At 39.2% G+C, this 16,637-nt stretch carries 16 protein-coding genes; 5 read left to right on the top strand and 11 right to left on the bottom strand.

Annotation, left to right across the window (positions count from 1 at the left end; genetic code table 11):
- Positions 1-131: 131 nt before the first annotated feature.
- Positions 132-593, top strand: coding sequence for a TOBE domain-containing protein (locus DSM106972_RS31730; RefSeq protein WP_127084426.1), 462 nt, complete (start codon positions 132-134; stop codon positions 591-593).
- 41 nt (positions 594-634) lie between these two features.
- Here DSM106972_RS31730 and DSM106972_RS31725 read toward each other — a convergent pair whose 3' ends face one another.
- Positions 635-844: a TOBE domain-containing protein gene (locus DSM106972_RS31725; RefSeq protein WP_127084425.1), complete on the bottom strand. Its 210-nt coding sequence runs from the start codon at positions 842-844 to the stop codon at positions 635-637.
- Between the two features lie 436 nt (positions 845-1,280).
- Between DSM106972_RS31725 and DSM106972_RS31720 the strand changes: the two genes are divergently transcribed.
- On the top strand, positions 1,281-2,342 hold the full coding sequence (locus DSM106972_RS31720; RefSeq protein ID WP_127084424.1) for a serine hydrolase: 1,062 nt from the start codon (positions 1,281-1,283) through the stop codon (positions 2,340-2,342).
- A 48-nt stretch (positions 2,343-2,390) separates the two neighbouring features.
- Here DSM106972_RS31720 and DSM106972_RS31715 read toward each other — a convergent pair whose 3' ends face one another.
- From DSM106972_RS31715 to DSM106972_RS55050, 5 genes are all read right to left on the bottom strand, one after another.
- On the bottom strand, positions 2,391-2,633 hold the full coding sequence (locus DSM106972_RS31715) for a hypothetical protein (protein WP_127084423.1): 243 nt from the start codon (positions 2,631-2,633) through the stop codon (positions 2,391-2,393).
- A gap of 317 nt (positions 2,634-2,950) precedes the next feature.
- A complete protein-coding gene (locus DSM106972_RS31710) occupies positions 2,951-5,221 on the bottom strand; it encodes a caspase family protein (RefSeq protein WP_127084422.1) in 2,271 nt (756 codons plus the stop codon).
- 154 nt (positions 5,222-5,375) lie between these two features.
- Positions 5,376-6,188: a nucleotidyl transferase AbiEii/AbiGii toxin family protein gene (locus tag DSM106972_RS31705; protein ID WP_127084421.1), complete on the bottom strand. Its 813-nt coding sequence runs from the start codon at positions 6,186-6,188 to the stop codon at positions 5,376-5,378.
- Entirely contained in the window at positions 6,181-7,035 is an 855-nt protein-coding gene (locus DSM106972_RS51635; RefSeq protein ID WP_158632907.1) for a type IV toxin-antitoxin system AbiEi family antitoxin, read from the bottom strand. The genes DSM106972_RS31705 and DSM106972_RS51635 overlap by 8 nt, the downstream gene beginning before the upstream one ends.
- A gap of 40 nt (positions 7,036-7,075) precedes the next feature.
- Positions 7,076-7,210, bottom strand: coding sequence for a hypothetical protein (locus DSM106972_RS55050; RefSeq protein WP_267901182.1), 135 nt, complete (start codon positions 7,208-7,210; stop codon positions 7,076-7,078).
- Here DSM106972_RS55050 and DSM106972_RS31695 point away from each other — a divergent pair.
- A complete protein-coding gene (locus DSM106972_RS31695; RefSeq protein WP_127084420.1) occupies positions 7,210-8,505 on the top strand; it encodes a YcjF family protein in 1,296 nt (431 codons plus the stop codon). The two genes, DSM106972_RS55050 and DSM106972_RS31695, sit on opposite strands and share 1 nt — an antisense overlap.
- A 213-nt stretch (positions 8,506-8,718) precedes the next feature.
- Here the strand turns inward: DSM106972_RS31695 and DSM106972_RS31690 are convergent, their stop codons facing one another.
- The 5 genes from DSM106972_RS31690 to DSM106972_RS31670 all read right to left on the bottom strand — a co-directional run bounded on the left by DSM106972_RS31690 (position 8,719) and on the right by DSM106972_RS31670 (position 14,757).
- On the bottom strand, positions 8,719-10,047 hold the full coding sequence (locus DSM106972_RS31690; RefSeq protein WP_127084419.1) for an alkaline phosphatase: 1,329 nt from the start codon (positions 10,045-10,047) through the stop codon (positions 8,719-8,721).
- 175 nt (positions 10,048-10,222) lie between these two features.
- On the bottom strand, positions 10,223-11,167 hold the full coding sequence (locus DSM106972_RS31685) for a GDP-L-fucose synthase family protein (protein ID WP_127084418.1): 945 nt from the start codon (positions 11,165-11,167) through the stop codon (positions 10,223-10,225).
- A gap of 97 nt (positions 11,168-11,264) precedes the next feature.
- Entirely contained in the window at positions 11,265-12,344 is a 1,080-nt protein-coding gene (gene gmd, locus DSM106972_RS31680; RefSeq protein WP_019491934.1) for a GDP-mannose 4,6-dehydratase, read from the bottom strand.
- A 415-nt stretch (positions 12,345-12,759) separates the two neighbouring features.
- Positions 12,760-13,509, bottom strand: a complete 750-nt coding sequence (locus DSM106972_RS31675) for an undecaprenyl-phosphate galactose phosphotransferase family protein (RefSeq protein ID WP_127084536.1) — start codon at positions 13,507-13,509, stop codon at positions 12,760-12,762.
- Between the two features lie 93 nt (positions 13,510-13,602).
- The gene (locus tag DSM106972_RS31670; RefSeq protein ID WP_127084417.1) at positions 13,603-14,757 is read right to left on the bottom strand and encodes a glycosyltransferase; all 1,155 of its coding nucleotides are present in this window, start codon (positions 14,755-14,757) and stop codon (positions 13,603-13,605) included.
- A gap of 203 nt (positions 14,758-14,960) precedes the next feature.
- Between DSM106972_RS31670 and DSM106972_RS31665 the strand changes: the two genes are divergently transcribed.
- The gene (locus DSM106972_RS31665) at positions 14,961-15,893 is read left to right on the top strand and encodes an NAD-dependent epimerase/dehydratase family protein (RefSeq protein WP_127084416.1); all 933 of its coding nucleotides are present in this window, start codon (positions 14,961-14,963) and stop codon (positions 15,891-15,893) included.
- Positions 15,894-16,011: 118 nt separating this feature from the next.
- Entirely contained in the window at positions 16,012-16,629 is a 618-nt protein-coding gene (locus DSM106972_RS31660) for a hypothetical protein (RefSeq protein ID WP_127084415.1), read from the top strand.
- The last annotated feature ends 8 nt before the right edge of the window (positions 16,630-16,637 follow it).

The raw sequence follows: 16,637 nt of genomic DNA, 5'->3' as shown, positions 1-16,637 counted from the left end.
TCATACAATCTTTAAATACTGCCTTAATTTCCGTCATGGCACCTTTACAGTGGGCGCCACTGACGTAAGTAAGATAGTGTGGTAATGTATTACCAACTTTTAACCCATTTACCAATTAATTTGGTAGAACTATGCCAAGAAAAGAACAAGGATGGATAACATTCCAAACATCTGAAGACGAGCGGAAAATCTTAGAGGAGTTCTGTCACTCGTCTCAGCGTACTAAAACAGAGGTGCTGCGTGAGTTACTACGTAATTTAACCGATAAATCTTCACAATCGCCTATACCAACCGAGTACGAATCAGAGATACGTATACCAACTCAAGAAAAGCCAATAGATACAAATGTATCTTTCATAGAAGCTAGCATTAAAAAGAAACCGCTCAAAGTTAGCTCACGCAACCTCCTTAAAGGTGTCGTGACTGAAGTTAAAAATGGGCCAGTTAATAGTGAGGTGACGCTAGAAGTTGTGCATAAAGTCAAACTCACCTCTGTAATTACTAGAGTCTCAGCAGATGAATTGGAACTTGATATAGGTAAAGAAGCTTACGCTGTGATTAAATCTACAGATATAGTGATTGCTAGCGAGTAAGGTTAGAAACCGGGTTTTTTAAGAAACCCGGTTTCTTTTAACTAATCAACGGCTACCATGACATCGGTAGATTTTACAACGGCATAAGCATCGGCGCCTTCAGTCAAATTAAGTGATTGTACGGCATCCTTAGTAATAATTGCTGTTACTTCTATACCTTCTGATATTTCTAAAATTACCTCTGAGTTCACAGAGCCTGGTATAATTTTTTTAACTTTTGCTTTTAAAGTATTGCGTGCGCTAATTCTCATTTTTTACAATCCTAGTAATAAGATTACCATGTGATATTAGCAGACTGATAAGGATGATATCATATGCTTTTAGAAAGAATTAATAGTTTATACTTTATATGGACAATTTATACCTGAGCCGACTTTTCAAACATCCTCTTAGTATTCCCACTTTTTTTACTGTTCTAACGGCAGCTTCACAGATTCTTCACTATTAAATTTTAAATTAAAAACATAGAATCGCGTTATTCTATAGCACGCTATGGAAAAATATTCCCCAAGTGCTTTTAACGACAATGAAAGATTCATGAACTTGTTGCCAATATTTAAATTATGGGTTTAAATTAATAGGTTCGTTTTTATTTAATGGCAACACTATCAGTTATCTCAACTTTAATCTTAACTTCAGGGTGCAGATAAGCAAACTTTGACTGATGTACAGCTAATCACACACAACATGAGCGTAAATTCAAAAATGACATCATTGCGTCACCTAGTGCGCTTTGCTGGTCTCACACTTCTACTGTTCCCTTCTATTGCAACGGCTTCGCAGTTACAATCTTTACAACAGCAGTCAAATAATACTAAATTGGCGCCGTTACCACCTTTACCAAATATTCGCTTCGTTGCTCCAACAATACAAAATAATCCCATAAATATTATCCCGGCGCCTGCAAGTAATGGGGAAATGCGGTTAGGAAAACAAATACTACCGCTTAATTCTCAAATTAGAGCATTAATGAGTCGCTACAGTTATCTTTCACCAGGAATGTTCTTTGTTGATTTACAAACAGGCGATTATATAGATATTAACGGTAATAAAGTATTTTCAGCAGCTAGTACAATTAAATTACCAATATTAATAACATTATTTCAAGAGATAGAAGCAGGTAGAGTTCGTTTAGACGACACTCTTGTAATGAGACGTGACTTGGTTGCTGGTGGTTCCGGTGACATGCAAAACATGCGTACTGGGAAAAAGTTCACCGTTTTGGAAACAGCCACCAAAATGATGACTATCAGTGACAACACTGCTACAAACATGATTATTGACCGTTTAGGGGGATTTTCTCGATTAAACGAGCGTTTTCGGAGTCTTGGACTACAAAAGACCGCACTTCGTCATTTGTTAGCAGATGAATATGGTACTAACACCACCAGTGCTAAAGATTTAGTGCATTTGTCAAGTTTAATCGCCAACAATCAAATACTTAGTGATGGTAGTCGCGCGCAAATTTTAGACATTATGCGTCGTTGCCATAACCAAAGTATGTTGCCATCAGGTTTAGGAGCAGGTGCAGTAATTGCTCATAAAACTGGAACACTTCGATTTGTGCTTGGTGATGCTGGTATTATTCAAACCGCAAGTGGTAAACGCTACTTAGCAGGAATATTAGTTAAAAGACCAAATCACGACAAGAGAGCAACAGCTTTCATCCGTCAAGTTTCACATATCGTATACGACTACATCGACCACACACAACAATTCACTTCAACAAACCCCAACGGCAAAGTATAAATTTAAACCCCCTCTTGTAGCACAGGCATCCCTGCCTGTGCAGTTACCCTACCGTTTTTTCGTCTGCCGATAAATAGTAATTGCTTGTGCCCAAGATTGTAAAGCTGCTCGATATTGATTACTTTGGTACTGATTAATACCTTGCTTAAACAGTCTACTAGCTTTTGCCTTACGACCGTATGGCGTTTGATACGCCACCTGCGCTGCTCCAGAAGAGTCAGGAATGAGAGTTACAGGAGTTGCAACGGCAATAAGTAGAACAACAAATATAACGTTTATCTTGCTACCCATAAGTTTCTATACCAGATAAATATAAACTAAATTATTAAGAGTCAGCTTCTAATTAAACTTATATCTCGTCTACCATCAGTTATGCAATTTGCTTGGTAGTGGACACAAGCTTCTATGTTACACCTGCTTGAAGAAAATGGTGGCGCCGTTAAAGTAAACATCTTTGTTATTATCTTCTGAATAAAGTATAACTTTGTAGCTTGGTAGACTTGCCAGAATTGGGTAGATGATAAATGAGATAACCTGATAAAATAAGTAAGATTATTATTTATATTATTTAGATATTGGCATAGAAGTTTAGAAAACAATATCAGTATTTACACTGGTTTTGTGACTTCAAATGGAATTGACATTGTGGCTACTTTTGTAACGTCAATTCCACGCACATCAGAAGCAAGTGGTGTGCTACCAGTATTACGACCGCGAGTAGTTCTATCTAAATCATCAATTAAACTATCGGTCAAGTTCAAAAATTCGTCACCCGTGACTGCGGGAATAAAGCTGCGTTTACCTGCAATTCCTGCTTTTGCTGCGAGTGTTTGTAAAACGCGAAGCGAGTCGCGCAAAGGTGAGGTGCTAGCAATAATAAGAGCTTCTGAAAATCCTTGAGGTTCAGAAACTTGTAAGGTAGAATTATTTGCTCCAGACTCAGGAATTAAAACTTGTTTACCAGGTTGTATCAAAGCGTCACCTTCAGCAGATGACCAGTCGAAAGGAAAAATTACGTCCATTTTGCCACTGCTATCTACCGATAAAATGCTGACGTAAAGCGGTACAGTTTCGTTATTTTCGATTTGGAAGGCAACTTTCATCCCTACTGGTAATTTTGGTATTCCTAAGTCTGATAGTGTAACAGGTTTATTTGGTTGACTGGCGCCTGTATTTTTGCCAATACCACGTGCTGTAAAAGCTTGACCAAGAACTTTTTTACTATCGGCAACAATCATTCTAACGCTGATATTTACCTTTGATGTGCCAGCATTGCCCAATATATACCTAACAACTCGACCAGCAAGCAGTGATTTTAATTGCGGTTGTAACCTTGTAACAGCTGCACTTACAGTTTCATCACTTTTTCCAAACGAAGTAGCAACTATTCCATCTAAAGTAGGGGTAAACAAACCAATACTGCCAACAGCAGGTAAATTCGCTACTCTTCGCTGTAATTGTTGATGCTGGGTTTTACTCATGCGACCAAGCACATAATGGGTTTCTTGTTGCCCTGTAACTGCTTCAACACGTGGAATAGTTTGCAGTGCTTGTTGTGCTTGTCTAATGGCAGCACTATCGAGTAAAGTCTCATCAAGTCCAATTTTCAAAGTTAAATTTTTCGGGATGGTGCGAATACTTTCTTGTAAAAGCGTTCCAGGAGTAGGTTGGACTTTTGTCGCACTCAGTAACCTCGCTTTGGCATTTAATCCTTGACGTGATTCGATTTGCACCTGTCCTGCTGCTTCACCCTTGGCATCTATAATATTTAAAATTGCTTTTTCGTTGAATCCTTCTAAGCTTTGCGCTTCTATACCACCCAACCATAACTCAATGTTACTGTTTGGAGGGGCGCCACTAACACCAGTAACTACAGCTTCCGCAGGAATGGTTTTAACAGGAGAGAAATATATTAATTTATTTTGATTTGGCTTCAAATTTGATTCAATTTCAGGCTCTTTATCTAAACCTCCCCTTTGCTCCCATGCTATTTTTTTAGCGCTTTGATTAACGTTAGAAAAGGTTGTAGTTAAAGACTCATTCGCTGTTTTCTGCCAAAGGTATTGAGTTAACGCATAAGTAAAAACACCTGCATCAAAGCCACTAAATTGACCATCCATTGCGAATTGGTCACGCTTGACAGCAGTAATTACAGTACCCTTTGCAACATTTTGGCGCCGTTTATTAATAAAATCCTGTTGAGATAGTCCCGTTTTTGCCAACCATTTACGCTGTTCCTCAAACTCTGCGGGACTCGGTAGAAAATCACTGCCACCAGAACGTGAGCGAACTCTAAACCTACCTCGTTTCGCACCCCCTGAGTGACAACTATCTAACACCATCGTGACATTATCGGTTTGCAGCGCATACATTAACATAAATAATGTATGTCCCATAATATCTAGCACCACACCCCCATTTTCAGGTAAAGAACTATCCACAGGAACTAAAGTACTATTCAATCCATCAGGTGTATCACGGTCTTTGTCTTGTACTAGCGAACCATGACCAGAAAAGTGGAAAACAACCACATCACCGGGTTTAGCTTGTTTAATTAAATGTTCATTAAAAGCTTGTAAAATACCTTGACGTGTAGCTTGTTTACCAATCAAAGGTAAAATATCCGCATCTTTAAAACCAAAGCGATGTATCAATAACTCACGCTGCAACAAAACATCTTGCTCGCAACCACCTAAAGGAGGAATATTATTGATATATTCATTAATTCCTACAAGCAGCGCTAATTTACGCGGAGTACTTTGTGCCAGAACCTTACCATACTCCTGCGATTGCCGCATAATATCCAACTGACTAAAACCAGCAGCAGCTAGTGCAGAACCAGCAAATTGTAAAAATTGGCGCCGTTTTATATAAGACATAGGGTCAGTAGGTTGGTTGGAGGAACGGAACCCAACATAACTCACGTTTGTTAGGTCATATTATTATGCAACACTAACTAATACTTCTAGTAACTCCAAACATATGCAAAAATAGTAGGCGCCGTCCTAAAGTATTAAAGTACTAACTAATTGCTTATGAGCTAGTAAACTCAATTCCTTTCTGCAAAGCTTCAAACTTAGCTACAATCGTATAAAATTTAGCATCCCATTCATCTTGGTCAAATATAAGAGAAATTAGCTGTGGAAATAAAACATTTTGTTTTTGCAATATTTTTGTTAGTATTTGCTCAAGTTCGTTGATTACAGTCTGGCTAAAAGTTCTTTTAATTTGACATCCAACAAAGAAAGCTGCTGCTTCTTGATGTTCAACGATTCCTTGTAAATCTTGATTCTCTTCGGTAAGTATATCTATAATATCGTATTTATCAAGTATAAAATAAATATCTTCTAAATCTTTTCTAGCTTTTCGGTCACTCCAGGCAATTAGCTTCAGAACAATAAAAGCCGTAACACTAATAACCTTAATTTCTAGTTCCTCAATTTGTTGTAATTCAGCCGTCGAAAATGCTTCATCTAATCCAAGCACATTCATTTGATTGCCATCAACCCATTGTATTTTTTGGTTTGGCTTTCCAATGGCGCCAAAAGGTACAACATCAATCTCAATACCAGTTGCAATATGTATAAATTTGTGCTGAACACGTGTTGCTTGAAAAATAGGATTGCTTCCCTGAGTCATTTCCTCACTTAAAACTTGGAAATCTGACCAGTTATTAACTTGTACGGCGACATCTAAATCTATTGTTGTTCGTCCTTCAACATTATAGCGGTTGTCAAAAACTAAAATTCTTGCTCCGGCTCCTACTACTAATAAAGGAAGTTGTAATTTATCAGCAACAGTTTTTATATCTAGTAAAACTTGTTTTTTACCCTGGTCTTCACTCATCTTGCTGCCTGCTTATAATATATTTAGTAAATATTCTTTTGGCAGTTTCTTCAAGTCGATCATTACTGTCAATCATTAACTCGGCATGAATTAATAATGGGTCAGCAATATACAAGTCTTGATTATAACTGCCATGATTAAAATTATCAAATTGCTTTAAAAAAGAAATTTCACCTCTAGGACTAGGCTTGAGTTTGAGTTTATCTATAATAGAATCATAATTATCGACGACGTGTAATGTTGCACGCTGAGGAACCAAGTAAGGTATTGCAAGCGATGCTCCCAGTTCTCCACCTATCAAAAAATTCTTTTTATTTGCTAGTTCGATTATCTTCATAGCAGCTTCAGAAAATTTAGTTTCTTCGGTATAAGTAAAAGTCTCAAGCAACAATTTGGGACGTAAACTTTCAACATATCCAATTTCCCAACGTTCAAAAAGCTTAATATAGTTAGCTATCCGATAACCTCCTCTTGGTTGTCGGTAAAGGTAGCCTAATTTATATAAGTTTTCTAAAATTTTCTTAAGAGTTTCTAATGCTACCCCAGTCGTATTAGCAAGTTCTAATAATGGAAATGTTAAAATTTCGGGGGTTTTGAGCAAAATATAAATTACTTTGAGAACCGTAGGTGTAATTTGCGAAGTATATGCAGCATCATCTTGATCACCTTTTATTGATTCAGCCGCAAGACTCAGCCAAGCTTCATTAGACACTTCATCTTGACTTGGCTCATTCACCACGATGATTACTTTCAGTTGCTGATTTTGCTGTAACTGGTGCAAAAGTGTATCTGGTAATTCAATTTTACCTTCTGCATTTACTTGTGCTGGAAACTCGTATGCTTTCATATGAACGACTAACTGGAAAACATTTGGCCATAGCACTATTTTAGAGCGCAGGCGCCCGACATTCGGTTTTCACTGCAAATTTTTGGTTACGGCGCCCATGAACCGATAATCCAGAATGCTTTAAAATGAATTCAGGTGAATCTATATGACCGAAACGCGGGGGATTCAAGGGCAATGAGTCAGCCGAAAAATACCAATCCAATTGTGGATGTTTGGAACAAAACTGCATCGCGCTTTGTAGAACTGCTGCCAACTGAGCAAGTAGCCAAAACTGTTGTTAATTTATTTAACGTTAGCGATACGCAGATAGCAGAAATATTGAAAACTGTCAAGGCGCAATTACCGACAACAGAAGCTTTGCTAATTGGTAAACCGCAAGCTGGTAAAAGCTCGATAGTTAGAGGTTTGACAGGTGTCTCCCCTGAAATTATTGGACAAGGATTTCGACCGCATACGCAGCATACAGAACGTTATGCTTACCCTTCTAACGATTTACCTTTGTTGATTTTTACTGATACAGTCGGCTTAGGTGATGTTAATCAGGATACTCAAAGTATTATTCAAGAGCTTATTGGCGATTTACAGCAACAAGCTCGCGGCGCCAGAGTTTTGATATTAACTATAAAAATAAACGATTTTGCTACCGATACATTACGCCAAATCGCCAAACAACTACGAGACAAGTACAAAGATATTCCTTTTTTACTTGCTGTTACTTGTTTACACGAAGTTTATCCACAGAGTGCAGATAATCATCCTGCCTATCCCCCTGACTATGAAGAAGTCAACCGTGCGTATACAGCAATTAAAGAAGACTTTAAAGGTTTATACGATGCGTCAATTTTGATTGACTTTACTTTAGAAGAAGACGGTTACGAGCCAGTATTTTATGGTCTAGAAACATTACGCGATACTTTGGCTGATTTATTGCCCGAAGCTGAAGCGCGCGCAATTTACCAATTATTAGATTTAGATAAACAAGCAAGTAATCAAATTGGTAACTTATACCGAAATGTTGGGCGCCGCTATATGTATGCTTTTTGTGTAATGGCAGCGACACTTGCCGCAGTTCCGTTACCCTTCGCGACTATGCCAGTACTAACGGCATTACAAGTATCAATGGTTGGGTTATTAGGAAAATTATACGGGCAAAACCTCACGCAATCACAAGCTGGAGGTATCGTTAGTGCAATTGCTGGTGGTTTTCTGGCGCAAGTTATAGGACGAGAGTTAGTTAAATTTATACCTGGTTTCGGTAGCGTTATTGCCGCATATTGGGCTGCTTCATATACCTGGGCATTAGGTGAAGCTGCTTGTGTTTATTTCGGTGATGTTGTGGGAGGCAAAAAACCCGACCCGAAACAAATTCAATCTGTTATGCAAACAGCGTTTCAAGAAGCTAAAGAACGTTTCAAAAATGTGGGGGCCGTTCTTCCAACCAAACACAACGATAACAAACAATCATCTTAATTACATCTTGTAGCATAGGCATCTTCACCTGTGCAATAAAATCTTGTGTTTTACCACAGAGAAAATTTCCTAATATATTACTAGGACAATTGTACATTCTTGGTGACAAACAAAGCTTAATTATTTCAAATCATCTATCCGTTACATCCGTTTATCATCCGTTGCCAAGATGTTACTGCACAGGCTTTTTGACCTGTGCTACAAGCACTGTTTCTATTTCGTGTATGGTGCAATTTCCTTACCGAACAATGTTAAATACATCAAACGATATATATCGGTGTTATCTAAAGTGTTGGGTAACTTATCAGCATTTAGACCGTGTGCTTTAGAAACTATTGAACCTGCGTTATCTCCTCCCGTTGACCAACCGATAGCAAATGGAAATCGTTTTCCCTGTTTATCCGGCGCCGAAACAAATGGTAGAGTCGCTTTACCGTCTTTACCATCCCAAGGCGCCCCGTTTCCACTTTTTTCTGGTAGTGGTTTATCAAGGGGAAAATCTCTTTCTGTAACTCCTACAACTTCTAAACCTCCTGCATCACTATCTGCGGCAGTAACCATAAGAGTATTTGAATTATTTTCTATAAACTTCATTGCAACTCCAACAGCATCATCTGCACGCTTTATTGCTTCCAAGGCACCTGCGGCATTATTAAAGTTAGAAAAGTTATCGGTACCTTCTTCTTCTAATACGACTATAAAATTCTTATTCTTTGCAGCAAAGTTTTTCAAAGTTACATCAAGCATCTCGCCAACAGTAGGCGCCGTTGGTACGTAGAAACCTTTATTTTCTAACTTTAATTGCTCTTCAGGTGCATCATTATAAGTATCATCTGCTGCAAATACACCTAGTATTTTCTTGGTATCAGTTGGTAACTTTAATAATTCATCGCGAGTATATACTACTGTATATCCTTTCTGCTTGGCAACTTCAATTAAATTTACACCATCCGCACGCTGACTTTGTTCTGCGGGAGTATGTCTTCCAGCGGTTCCCTTTGGTAAATACCACATTTCACCACCACCCATAATAATATCCACATTCGACTCGACAATTTGCTTTGTTATTTCGGCAAAGTTACGTCTAGTTGGAACCTTGGCAACAAAAGCACCTGTACCCGGTTCATGAATCATACCTGAGTTGATGAGGGCTGTGCTTTTCCCTGCTGCAATTGCTTCCTGAACGATTGTTTGATTTTTTCCTGATGCTGCAACGATTGGTCTAAAATTTTCATCTAGACCAAATGAGTCAGCGTTTACCTTTACCCCCGTCGCATGAGTCACTGCACCTGCGTTGGAAGTACCAGTAAGTTGGTTTTTCATATGCCCCAAGTAGACACCTAAATTAGATGCTTTATCCCAATTCAACCTACCATCGGGGCCATAATGTAACATCCGCGCGGCGCCCCAATGTGAGGGACTTGTACCGTCGGGGTGAATGAATATCACGTTGCCTTGTCCCGAAGTGTTTCTAGGAGCGCAACCACTCAAAGCCAATAAGCTTAAAAACACTGTACTAATAATTCGATTTGTTAGACGCACGGTATCTCATCCTTCAAGTTTGTTATTTTATCAACTAACTTTAGAAATATATTAGCAAGGTTAAGATTTATTAAAGGGTTGGACAGTTTGTAAGAATGGTATACAAAACTGAACTATAAATATAAAAAATGTCCACAATTTGTGGACATTTTTAGATGTAAAGTGCTGTGGACATTTACTGAGCGTTTTGGCGCCACCAGTCGATTGTATTCTTTAAACCTTGCTCAAATCCAACTTGGGCAGTGAAGTTAAAAGCTTGTTTTGCTCGTTCGGTATCTAGGCAACGACGAGGTTGACCGTTGGGTTGGTGGGTTTCCCAAACAATTTCACCTTCAAATTCCATCAACTTACAAATCAAAGTAATTAAATCTTTGATAGAGATTTCGTAGCCTGTACCTAAGTTCACTGGTTCGGAATCGTTATAAAATTGAGTTCCCATCACGATACCGCGTGCAGCATCTTCTGAATATAGAAACTCACGTGTAGGAGTTCCATCACCCCAAACAGGAAGTTGTTTGTCACCTCTTGCTTGTGCTTCTTGAACTTTACGTATTAAAGCTGGGATAACGTGTGAGCTTCTAGGGTCAAAGTTATCTTCTGGCCCATATAGATTTACAGGAAGTAAATAAATACCATTAAACCCGTACTGCTGACGATAAGCTTGCAGTTGAACTAATAAAGCTTTCTTTGCCACACCATAAGGTGCATTCGTTTCTTCGGGGTAGCCGTTCCAAATATCATCTTCTTTGAAAGGTACTGGCGTAAACTTTGGATACGCGCAAATTGTACCTACACAAACAAATTTTTCAACGCCAGCTTCGTAAGCAGCGTGAATTAACTGTGTTCCCATCATTAAGTTGTCGTAGAACAACTCTGCGGGTTTTTCGCGATTTAAACCAATACCACCAACATGTGCCGCTAGATGGATGATAATATCCTGTTGGTCTGCTGCACGTTTACAAGCTTCCATTTGTCGCAAATCATAGTCGCGCGAACGCACCACTGTGATTTTATCAAGGCTAGCTCCAGCTTTACACAACTGGCTAATTACTTGTTTACCAAGAAACCCGGCGCCGCCTGTTACAAGAATCCGTTTATTATTTAGCTCTAAGCCAGTCATAAAATTTTGCAAATACAGGATTTTGGATTTTGCTATGGGCGGGTTATACAAATATCCTATAAACAGTACTCAAAATTTTGTAAACCCGCCCTAAAATTTAGAAGTGTAACGCGCCAAGTTCTTGACGAACAGTTGCAAAGTCGCTTGGCTTTAAGGTGCCAGTAGCATTAGGTGAAGTAATGCCCAAAGCTTGTAAGTCAGCTTGAACCATCAACTGCACAAGTCCTTCAAAAGTTACAGATGGTTCCCATCCTAACTGTTGGCGTGCCTTTGTTGAATCACCAATTAACAAATCTACTTCTGCAGGACGTAAGTAACGTTGGTCGAATTCAACGTAATCTTCCCAATTTAAATTAACATAACCGAACGCGCGCTCTAAAAACTCGCGTACTGTATGGGTTTCACCTGTTGCGATTACATAATCATCAGGAGCGTCTTTTTGTAGCATCAACCACATTGCGCGGACATAATCTTTTGCGTAACCCCAGTCGCGCTTAGAATCTAAATTACCCATGTACAGCTTTTTCTGCTTACCCGCAGCAATTCGAGCTACTGCCATAGTAATTTTACGGGTTACAAAAGTTTCTCCACGACGTGGTGACTCGTGGTTAAATAAAATACCGTTACAAGCAAACATGTTGTAAGATTCACGGTAATTTATTGTTTGCCAGTGGGCGTACACTTTCGCACAAGCGTAAGGGCTACGAGGGTAGAAAGGAGTTGATTCGCTTTGAGGTACAGCTTGTACTAAACCATACATTTCTGATGAACCCGCTTGGTAAAAGCGAACTTGAATACCTGTACGTTGCTGATAGTCACGAATTGCTTCTAACAGACGTAGAGTTCCTACACCTACTGAATCAACAGTATATTCAGGTGAGTCGAAGCTGACACGTACATGAGACTGGGCGCCGAGGTTATAAATTTCTACAGGTTGAACTTCCTCTAAAATGCGGCGTAGCGTCGTACCATCCGTCAAGTCACCATAGTGTAAAAACAACCGTACTCCCTCTTTGTGAGGGTCTTCGTACATGTGGTCGATACGGTCAGTGTTGAATGTTGAAGTACGACGGATAATTCCATGAACTTCGTAACCTTGTTCAAGTAAAAATTCGCTCAGATAAGAACCATCTTGACCTGTAATACCTGTTATCAGCGCTCGCTTTCTTTGCGTCATGCTCTATATCCCTTGTTATCTGCTTTATATTTACTGATGAAAGTCATAGATATATACAACCTGATATAAGCTAGCAAGCGCTAGCTATATTCCCCAATGGGAAAGCTACTAGTTATTAGTCGTATATCAAAAAATATCTCAGTAAATTCACTAGTAGTAACTTACGTACATAACCCTATAAGCTTAACTACGAAATGTTAAGTATCTCAGTGACGTTATGTTTATATTCATTAAAATTTTATATTACTTGGGTATTTGTGAAGAGTTTATTAAATCTAAGAAACCTGGTTTCTAAGTAAAATTGTGATTTGATTGCAAGATATTGGCAAAGAAACCAGGTTTCTGGTTTCTAATAAATATCTGTAAAGCAAATATTTGCTCTACAGATATAATTAAAAATATACATTTAAATGAGTCAGTATGCGCCGTTATCTTTAGGTATAACGACCACCCCAACAGTCTTTAAGACAATCCACAAATCAAGCCAGAATGTTCTAAATTTTACATAATGTAGGTCAATCTGAACTCGCCTGTGGTAAGGAATATCATTACGTCCAGAAACTTGCCACAACCCTGTAATACCAGGACGAATAGTTAAAATTTGTTCGATGTGGCAGCCATACTTTGGTAGTTCTTCCTCTACTAATGGTCGTGGGCCAACAACGCTCATGTCTCCCATCAGCACATTCCAGAACTGAGGAAATTCATCTAAGCTAGTTATTCGTAGCCATCGACCAATAAGCGTAATTCTAGGGTCGTGTTTAAGTTTAAAATTTGACTCAAACTCCTGCTGTAATTGCGGTGAGGTTTGCATCATTTGCACTAGAACTTCGTCAGCATTGCTCACCATTGTACGAAATTTTATACAATTAAAACGTTTATAGTTTTTTCCGACTCGTTCTTGGATATAAAAAATCGGGCCAGTTGAGCTAATTGCAATTAGCAAAGCTAACAGTAGGTATACAGGGGAAAAAGCTACTAGCATGAATAGCGAAAACGCTATATCAAACAATCGCTTGGCTAACTCTCCGTTGATGCTCTCAAATGGCAAAGGCGGTGTTGTCTTTTTTGGTTGACCCCGCTTTATTATACTGCGCGTAGGTGACGCGCCAGTTGTTTGCCTTTTGTTTCGCGAACCGGAGAGGAGTGAGCTCTGGGCTGTCATCATACTCCTTTATTATCCACACCACACATAGTCCCAATCTTAAAGCTTTTTGGTTGGCATCTAGTTAGGGACTTATTACCAAAAGCATACCAATCAAGACTTCATAGACCAGGTTTCGTTACTTTTTTCTTCGCACCCATTTACGAACTCAACATAGCGACGCGCAAATACTTGTGCGCCAAATTGAGCAGCATGTTCCTTTGTATACTCTGAATCGAATTTACCGATACATGTTTCAAATTCCCTTACTGCTTCAATTATTGCCGCAATGGTTTGAGTTTTAAAAAGTACGCCAGTACCAGTGCGAGGTGAGGAGCGGATATCACGTACAGTCTCTAAGGCGCCTCCAGCACCAAAAGCGATAACTGGGGTGCCGCAAGCCTGAGCTTCAACCAGAGCAATGCCAAAATCTTCACATGCTGCATAGACAAAAGCTTTAGCAGTGGACATATATTTTTTTACCACATCATCTGGTTGCCATCCCAGTATATTTATATTTGGTTTTGATATCTGTCGTATTTTGTTCATTTCTGGTCCTGTGCCGATAATAACCAAAGGTTTTTGAAGTTCATTGAAAGCTTTGACAATTAAAGATACTTGTTTATAGCTTACTAAACGGGACACAATAACGTAAAAGTCTTCTTTTTGGGCTAAAAACGGAAAATCATCAACATTAACGGGTGGATAGATAACTTCGGCTTCACGGCGATAGCAGCGCCAAATGCGTGCGCGTGTATGATGAGAGTTAGCAATAAAGTAATCCACTCGATTTGCACTTAACACATCCCACTGACGTAGACGGTGCAGTATGTAACGAGATATCCACCCAGCGGCGCCCTTTCCAACATTACTTGCATTTAAGTAATCGAAAGTTAAGTCCCAAGCGTAACGCATTGGACTATGGCAATAGCAAATATGTAACTGCTTAGGAGTCGTTAATATACCTTTCGCAACCGCGTGTGATGAAGAGAGTATTACGTCATAAGAGCGCAAATCCAATTGCTCAATCGCTAATGGCATTAAAGGCAAGTATTTTTGTACGCCTTTCTCGGAACCAGGAAAATGTTGGAGAAAAGTGGCGCCGACGTGACGTTGATATAAATAACTATCGGGGTTACGAGATTCAAAATCAATTAAGGCATATAAATCCGCATCAAAGGAATTCAGAATTTCGCGAACAACGAGTTCTGACCCTCCAGTGGCTTTCGGTGTAAGCCATTCATGTACTAAAGCATATTTTGATGACACATTCTTAGCGGAAAAATTAACGATGGTGTAAAAAATAATGTGCGTTGCGTGACTTGAGTCAACGCTTTACCCATACCAAAGACGTGATTCTGCTTTTACTAGTTCCAGAGGTATACCACAACCTGATAACCTCGTTGTTGGGATTAGTTGTTGGGAACACGCTCCGACCTCAAGCCAAATACATAAACATACAAAGGGTATTTATGCGAATCTTAATTATGGGTGGCACCCGCTTCATTGGTATTTACCTCACACAACAGTTAGTAGAACAAGGACATGAAGTTGTTTTGTTTAATCGCGGTAATCGTCCTGCACCTGTGTCCGGGGTAGAAGTAATAACAGGTGACCGTACTAACCCAGAGCAATTAAAGCAAAAACTAGAAGCCGAAAAATTTGATGCCATCTTCGACAATAACGGTAGAGAACTTACTGATACTCAACCATTAGCGGAAATTTTTCAAGATACTGTGCAACATTTTATATATATGAGTTCCGCTGGTGTGTATTTAAAATCTGACCAAATGCCCCACAGAGAAGGCGATGCCGTTGACCCAAAAAGTCGCCACAAAGGCAAATTTGATACAGAAGAATACTTAATGAATCAAAACGTTCCGTATACATCAATTCGTCCAACTTATATTTACGGGCCACAAAACTACAACGACCTAGAAGCGTGGTTTTTTGACCGAATAGTCAGGAACCGTCCCATACCTATTCCAGGTAACGGTATGCACATCACACAGTTAGGACACGTCAAAGATTTAGCAAATGCCATGTGTTCAGTCTTAAATAACTCAAGCGCAATTAGACAAACTTATAACGTTTCAGGAGAGCGTTTTGTTACATTTGATGGTCTAGCACGTGCGTGTGCAGTTGCCGCAGGAAAATCATTAGACGATATCCAAATAATCCACTACGACCCCAAAAAATTCGATTTCGGCAAACGTAAAGCATTCCCAATGCGAGTACAACACTTCTTTGCCTCAGTTAGCAAAGCCAGAACCGAGCTAGGTTGGCAACCTGAATACGATTTAGTATCAGGATTGAAAGACGCTTATGAAAATGACTTTATTCCTTCGGGAAGAGACAAAAAAGAAATTGACTTTTCTTGCGACGACGAAATTATAAAGAGTTAGGAGTAGAGACCGAATTAATTCGGTCTCTACGGTTATCATTTTTTACAACTCATATAGGAATGCTATATTTGGAGGTTAAAGATTAAACTAACTTAAAGCTTGGCTTGCTGTATACAATATGCCCTTTGCTTTTGAAATTATTGCTACCCGTGAAGTACATCGCGACTTTGGAGGAGACAGTTACCGTCACTGGACTTTACTAATAGGTATTCTTCGTTCTGGAGTTATTAAGCTGCGCGACCATATTTGTCTACCTTCACAGACGGGGCAAAATTTAGTTTCCACTGTTATTGGGTTTGAGCCAAACGTTCATGACATATCAGAAGGTGAAAAGCGTTTAATGCTCCCCTCACGCCCATTTTCTCAAAATATTCCTGACTTTATGCGGCGCCGAGGTAAACTATGGCTCAAACAATCATCAAAAAAGCAAATCAAAGCTAGCGTTGTCAACCACCCATTTATGCTTGTAACCTGGGAACCTGCTCACAATGCAGCAGATATCCGCTTAGGAGGATTAGCTACAGAATGCTCAAACTCCTATTACCAAAATTTTATATTAGAAACATTACAGCTAACTCCAGAAAATATATTACATTGTCGCGATTGTGCTACACCATTATCGAGTATACCTGCTGCAATGCCTCATCTTAAAGAACTTTTCACACACCCAAACAAAGAAATAGTAAGCCGTGCCGTCAACATATACAACTATCTACATTGGCAACAAAAAGGGTAGCGTCACGC

The organism is Dulcicalothrix desertica PCC 7102 (genome assembly GCF_003991905.1).
Lineage (GTDB): Bacteria > Cyanobacteriota > Cyanobacteriia > Cyanobacteriales > Nostocaceae > Dulcicalothrix > Dulcicalothrix desertica.
This window is presented reverse-complemented; position numbering and strand designations above follow the sequence as displayed.

Coding starts and splice junctions, on each gene's coding strand:
- DSM106972_RS31730 (WP_127084426.1), top strand. CDS start 132: ATGCCAAGAAAAGAACAAGGATGGATAACATTCCAAACATCTGAAGAC.
- DSM106972_RS31725 (WP_127084425.1), bottom strand. CDS start 844: ATGAGAATTAGCGCACGCAATACTTTAAAAGCAAAAGTTAAAAAAATT.
- DSM106972_RS31720 (WP_127084424.1), top strand. CDS start 1,281: ATGAGCGTAAATTCAAAAATGACATCATTGCGTCACCTAGTGCGCTTT.
- DSM106972_RS31715 (WP_127084423.1), bottom strand. CDS start 2,633: ATGGGTAGCAAGATAAACGTTATATTTGTTGTTCTACTTATTGCCGTT.
- DSM106972_RS31710 (WP_127084422.1), bottom strand. CDS start 5,221: ATGTCTTATATAAAACGGCGCCAATTTTTACAATTTGCTGGTTCTGCA.
- DSM106972_RS31705 (WP_127084421.1), bottom strand. CDS start 6,188: ATGAGTGAAGACCAGGGTAAAAAACAAGTTTTACTAGATATAAAAACT.
- DSM106972_RS51635 (WP_158632907.1), bottom strand. CDS start 7,035: ATGAAAGCATACGAGTTTCCAGCACAAGTAAATGCAGAAGGTAAAATT.
- DSM106972_RS31695 (WP_127084420.1), top strand. CDS start 7,210: ATGAGTCAGCCGAAAAATACCAATCCAATTGTGGATGTTTGGAACAAA.
- DSM106972_RS31685 (WP_127084418.1), bottom strand. CDS start 11,167: ATGACTGGCTTAGAGCTAAATAATAAACGGATTCTTGTAACAGGCGGC.
- gmd (WP_019491934.1), bottom strand. CDS start 12,344: ATGACGCAAAGAAAGCGAGCGCTGATAACAGGTATTACAGGTCAAGAT.
- DSM106972_RS31675 (WP_127084536.1), bottom strand. CDS start 13,509: ATGACAGCCCAGAGCTCACTCCTCTCCGGTTCGCGAAACAAAAGGCAA.
- DSM106972_RS31665 (WP_127084416.1), top strand. CDS start 14,961: ATGCGAATCTTAATTATGGGTGGCACCCGCTTCATTGGTATTTACCTC.
- DSM106972_RS31660 (WP_127084415.1), top strand. CDS start 16,012: ATGCCCTTTGCTTTTGAAATTATTGCTACCCGTGAAGTACATCGCGAC.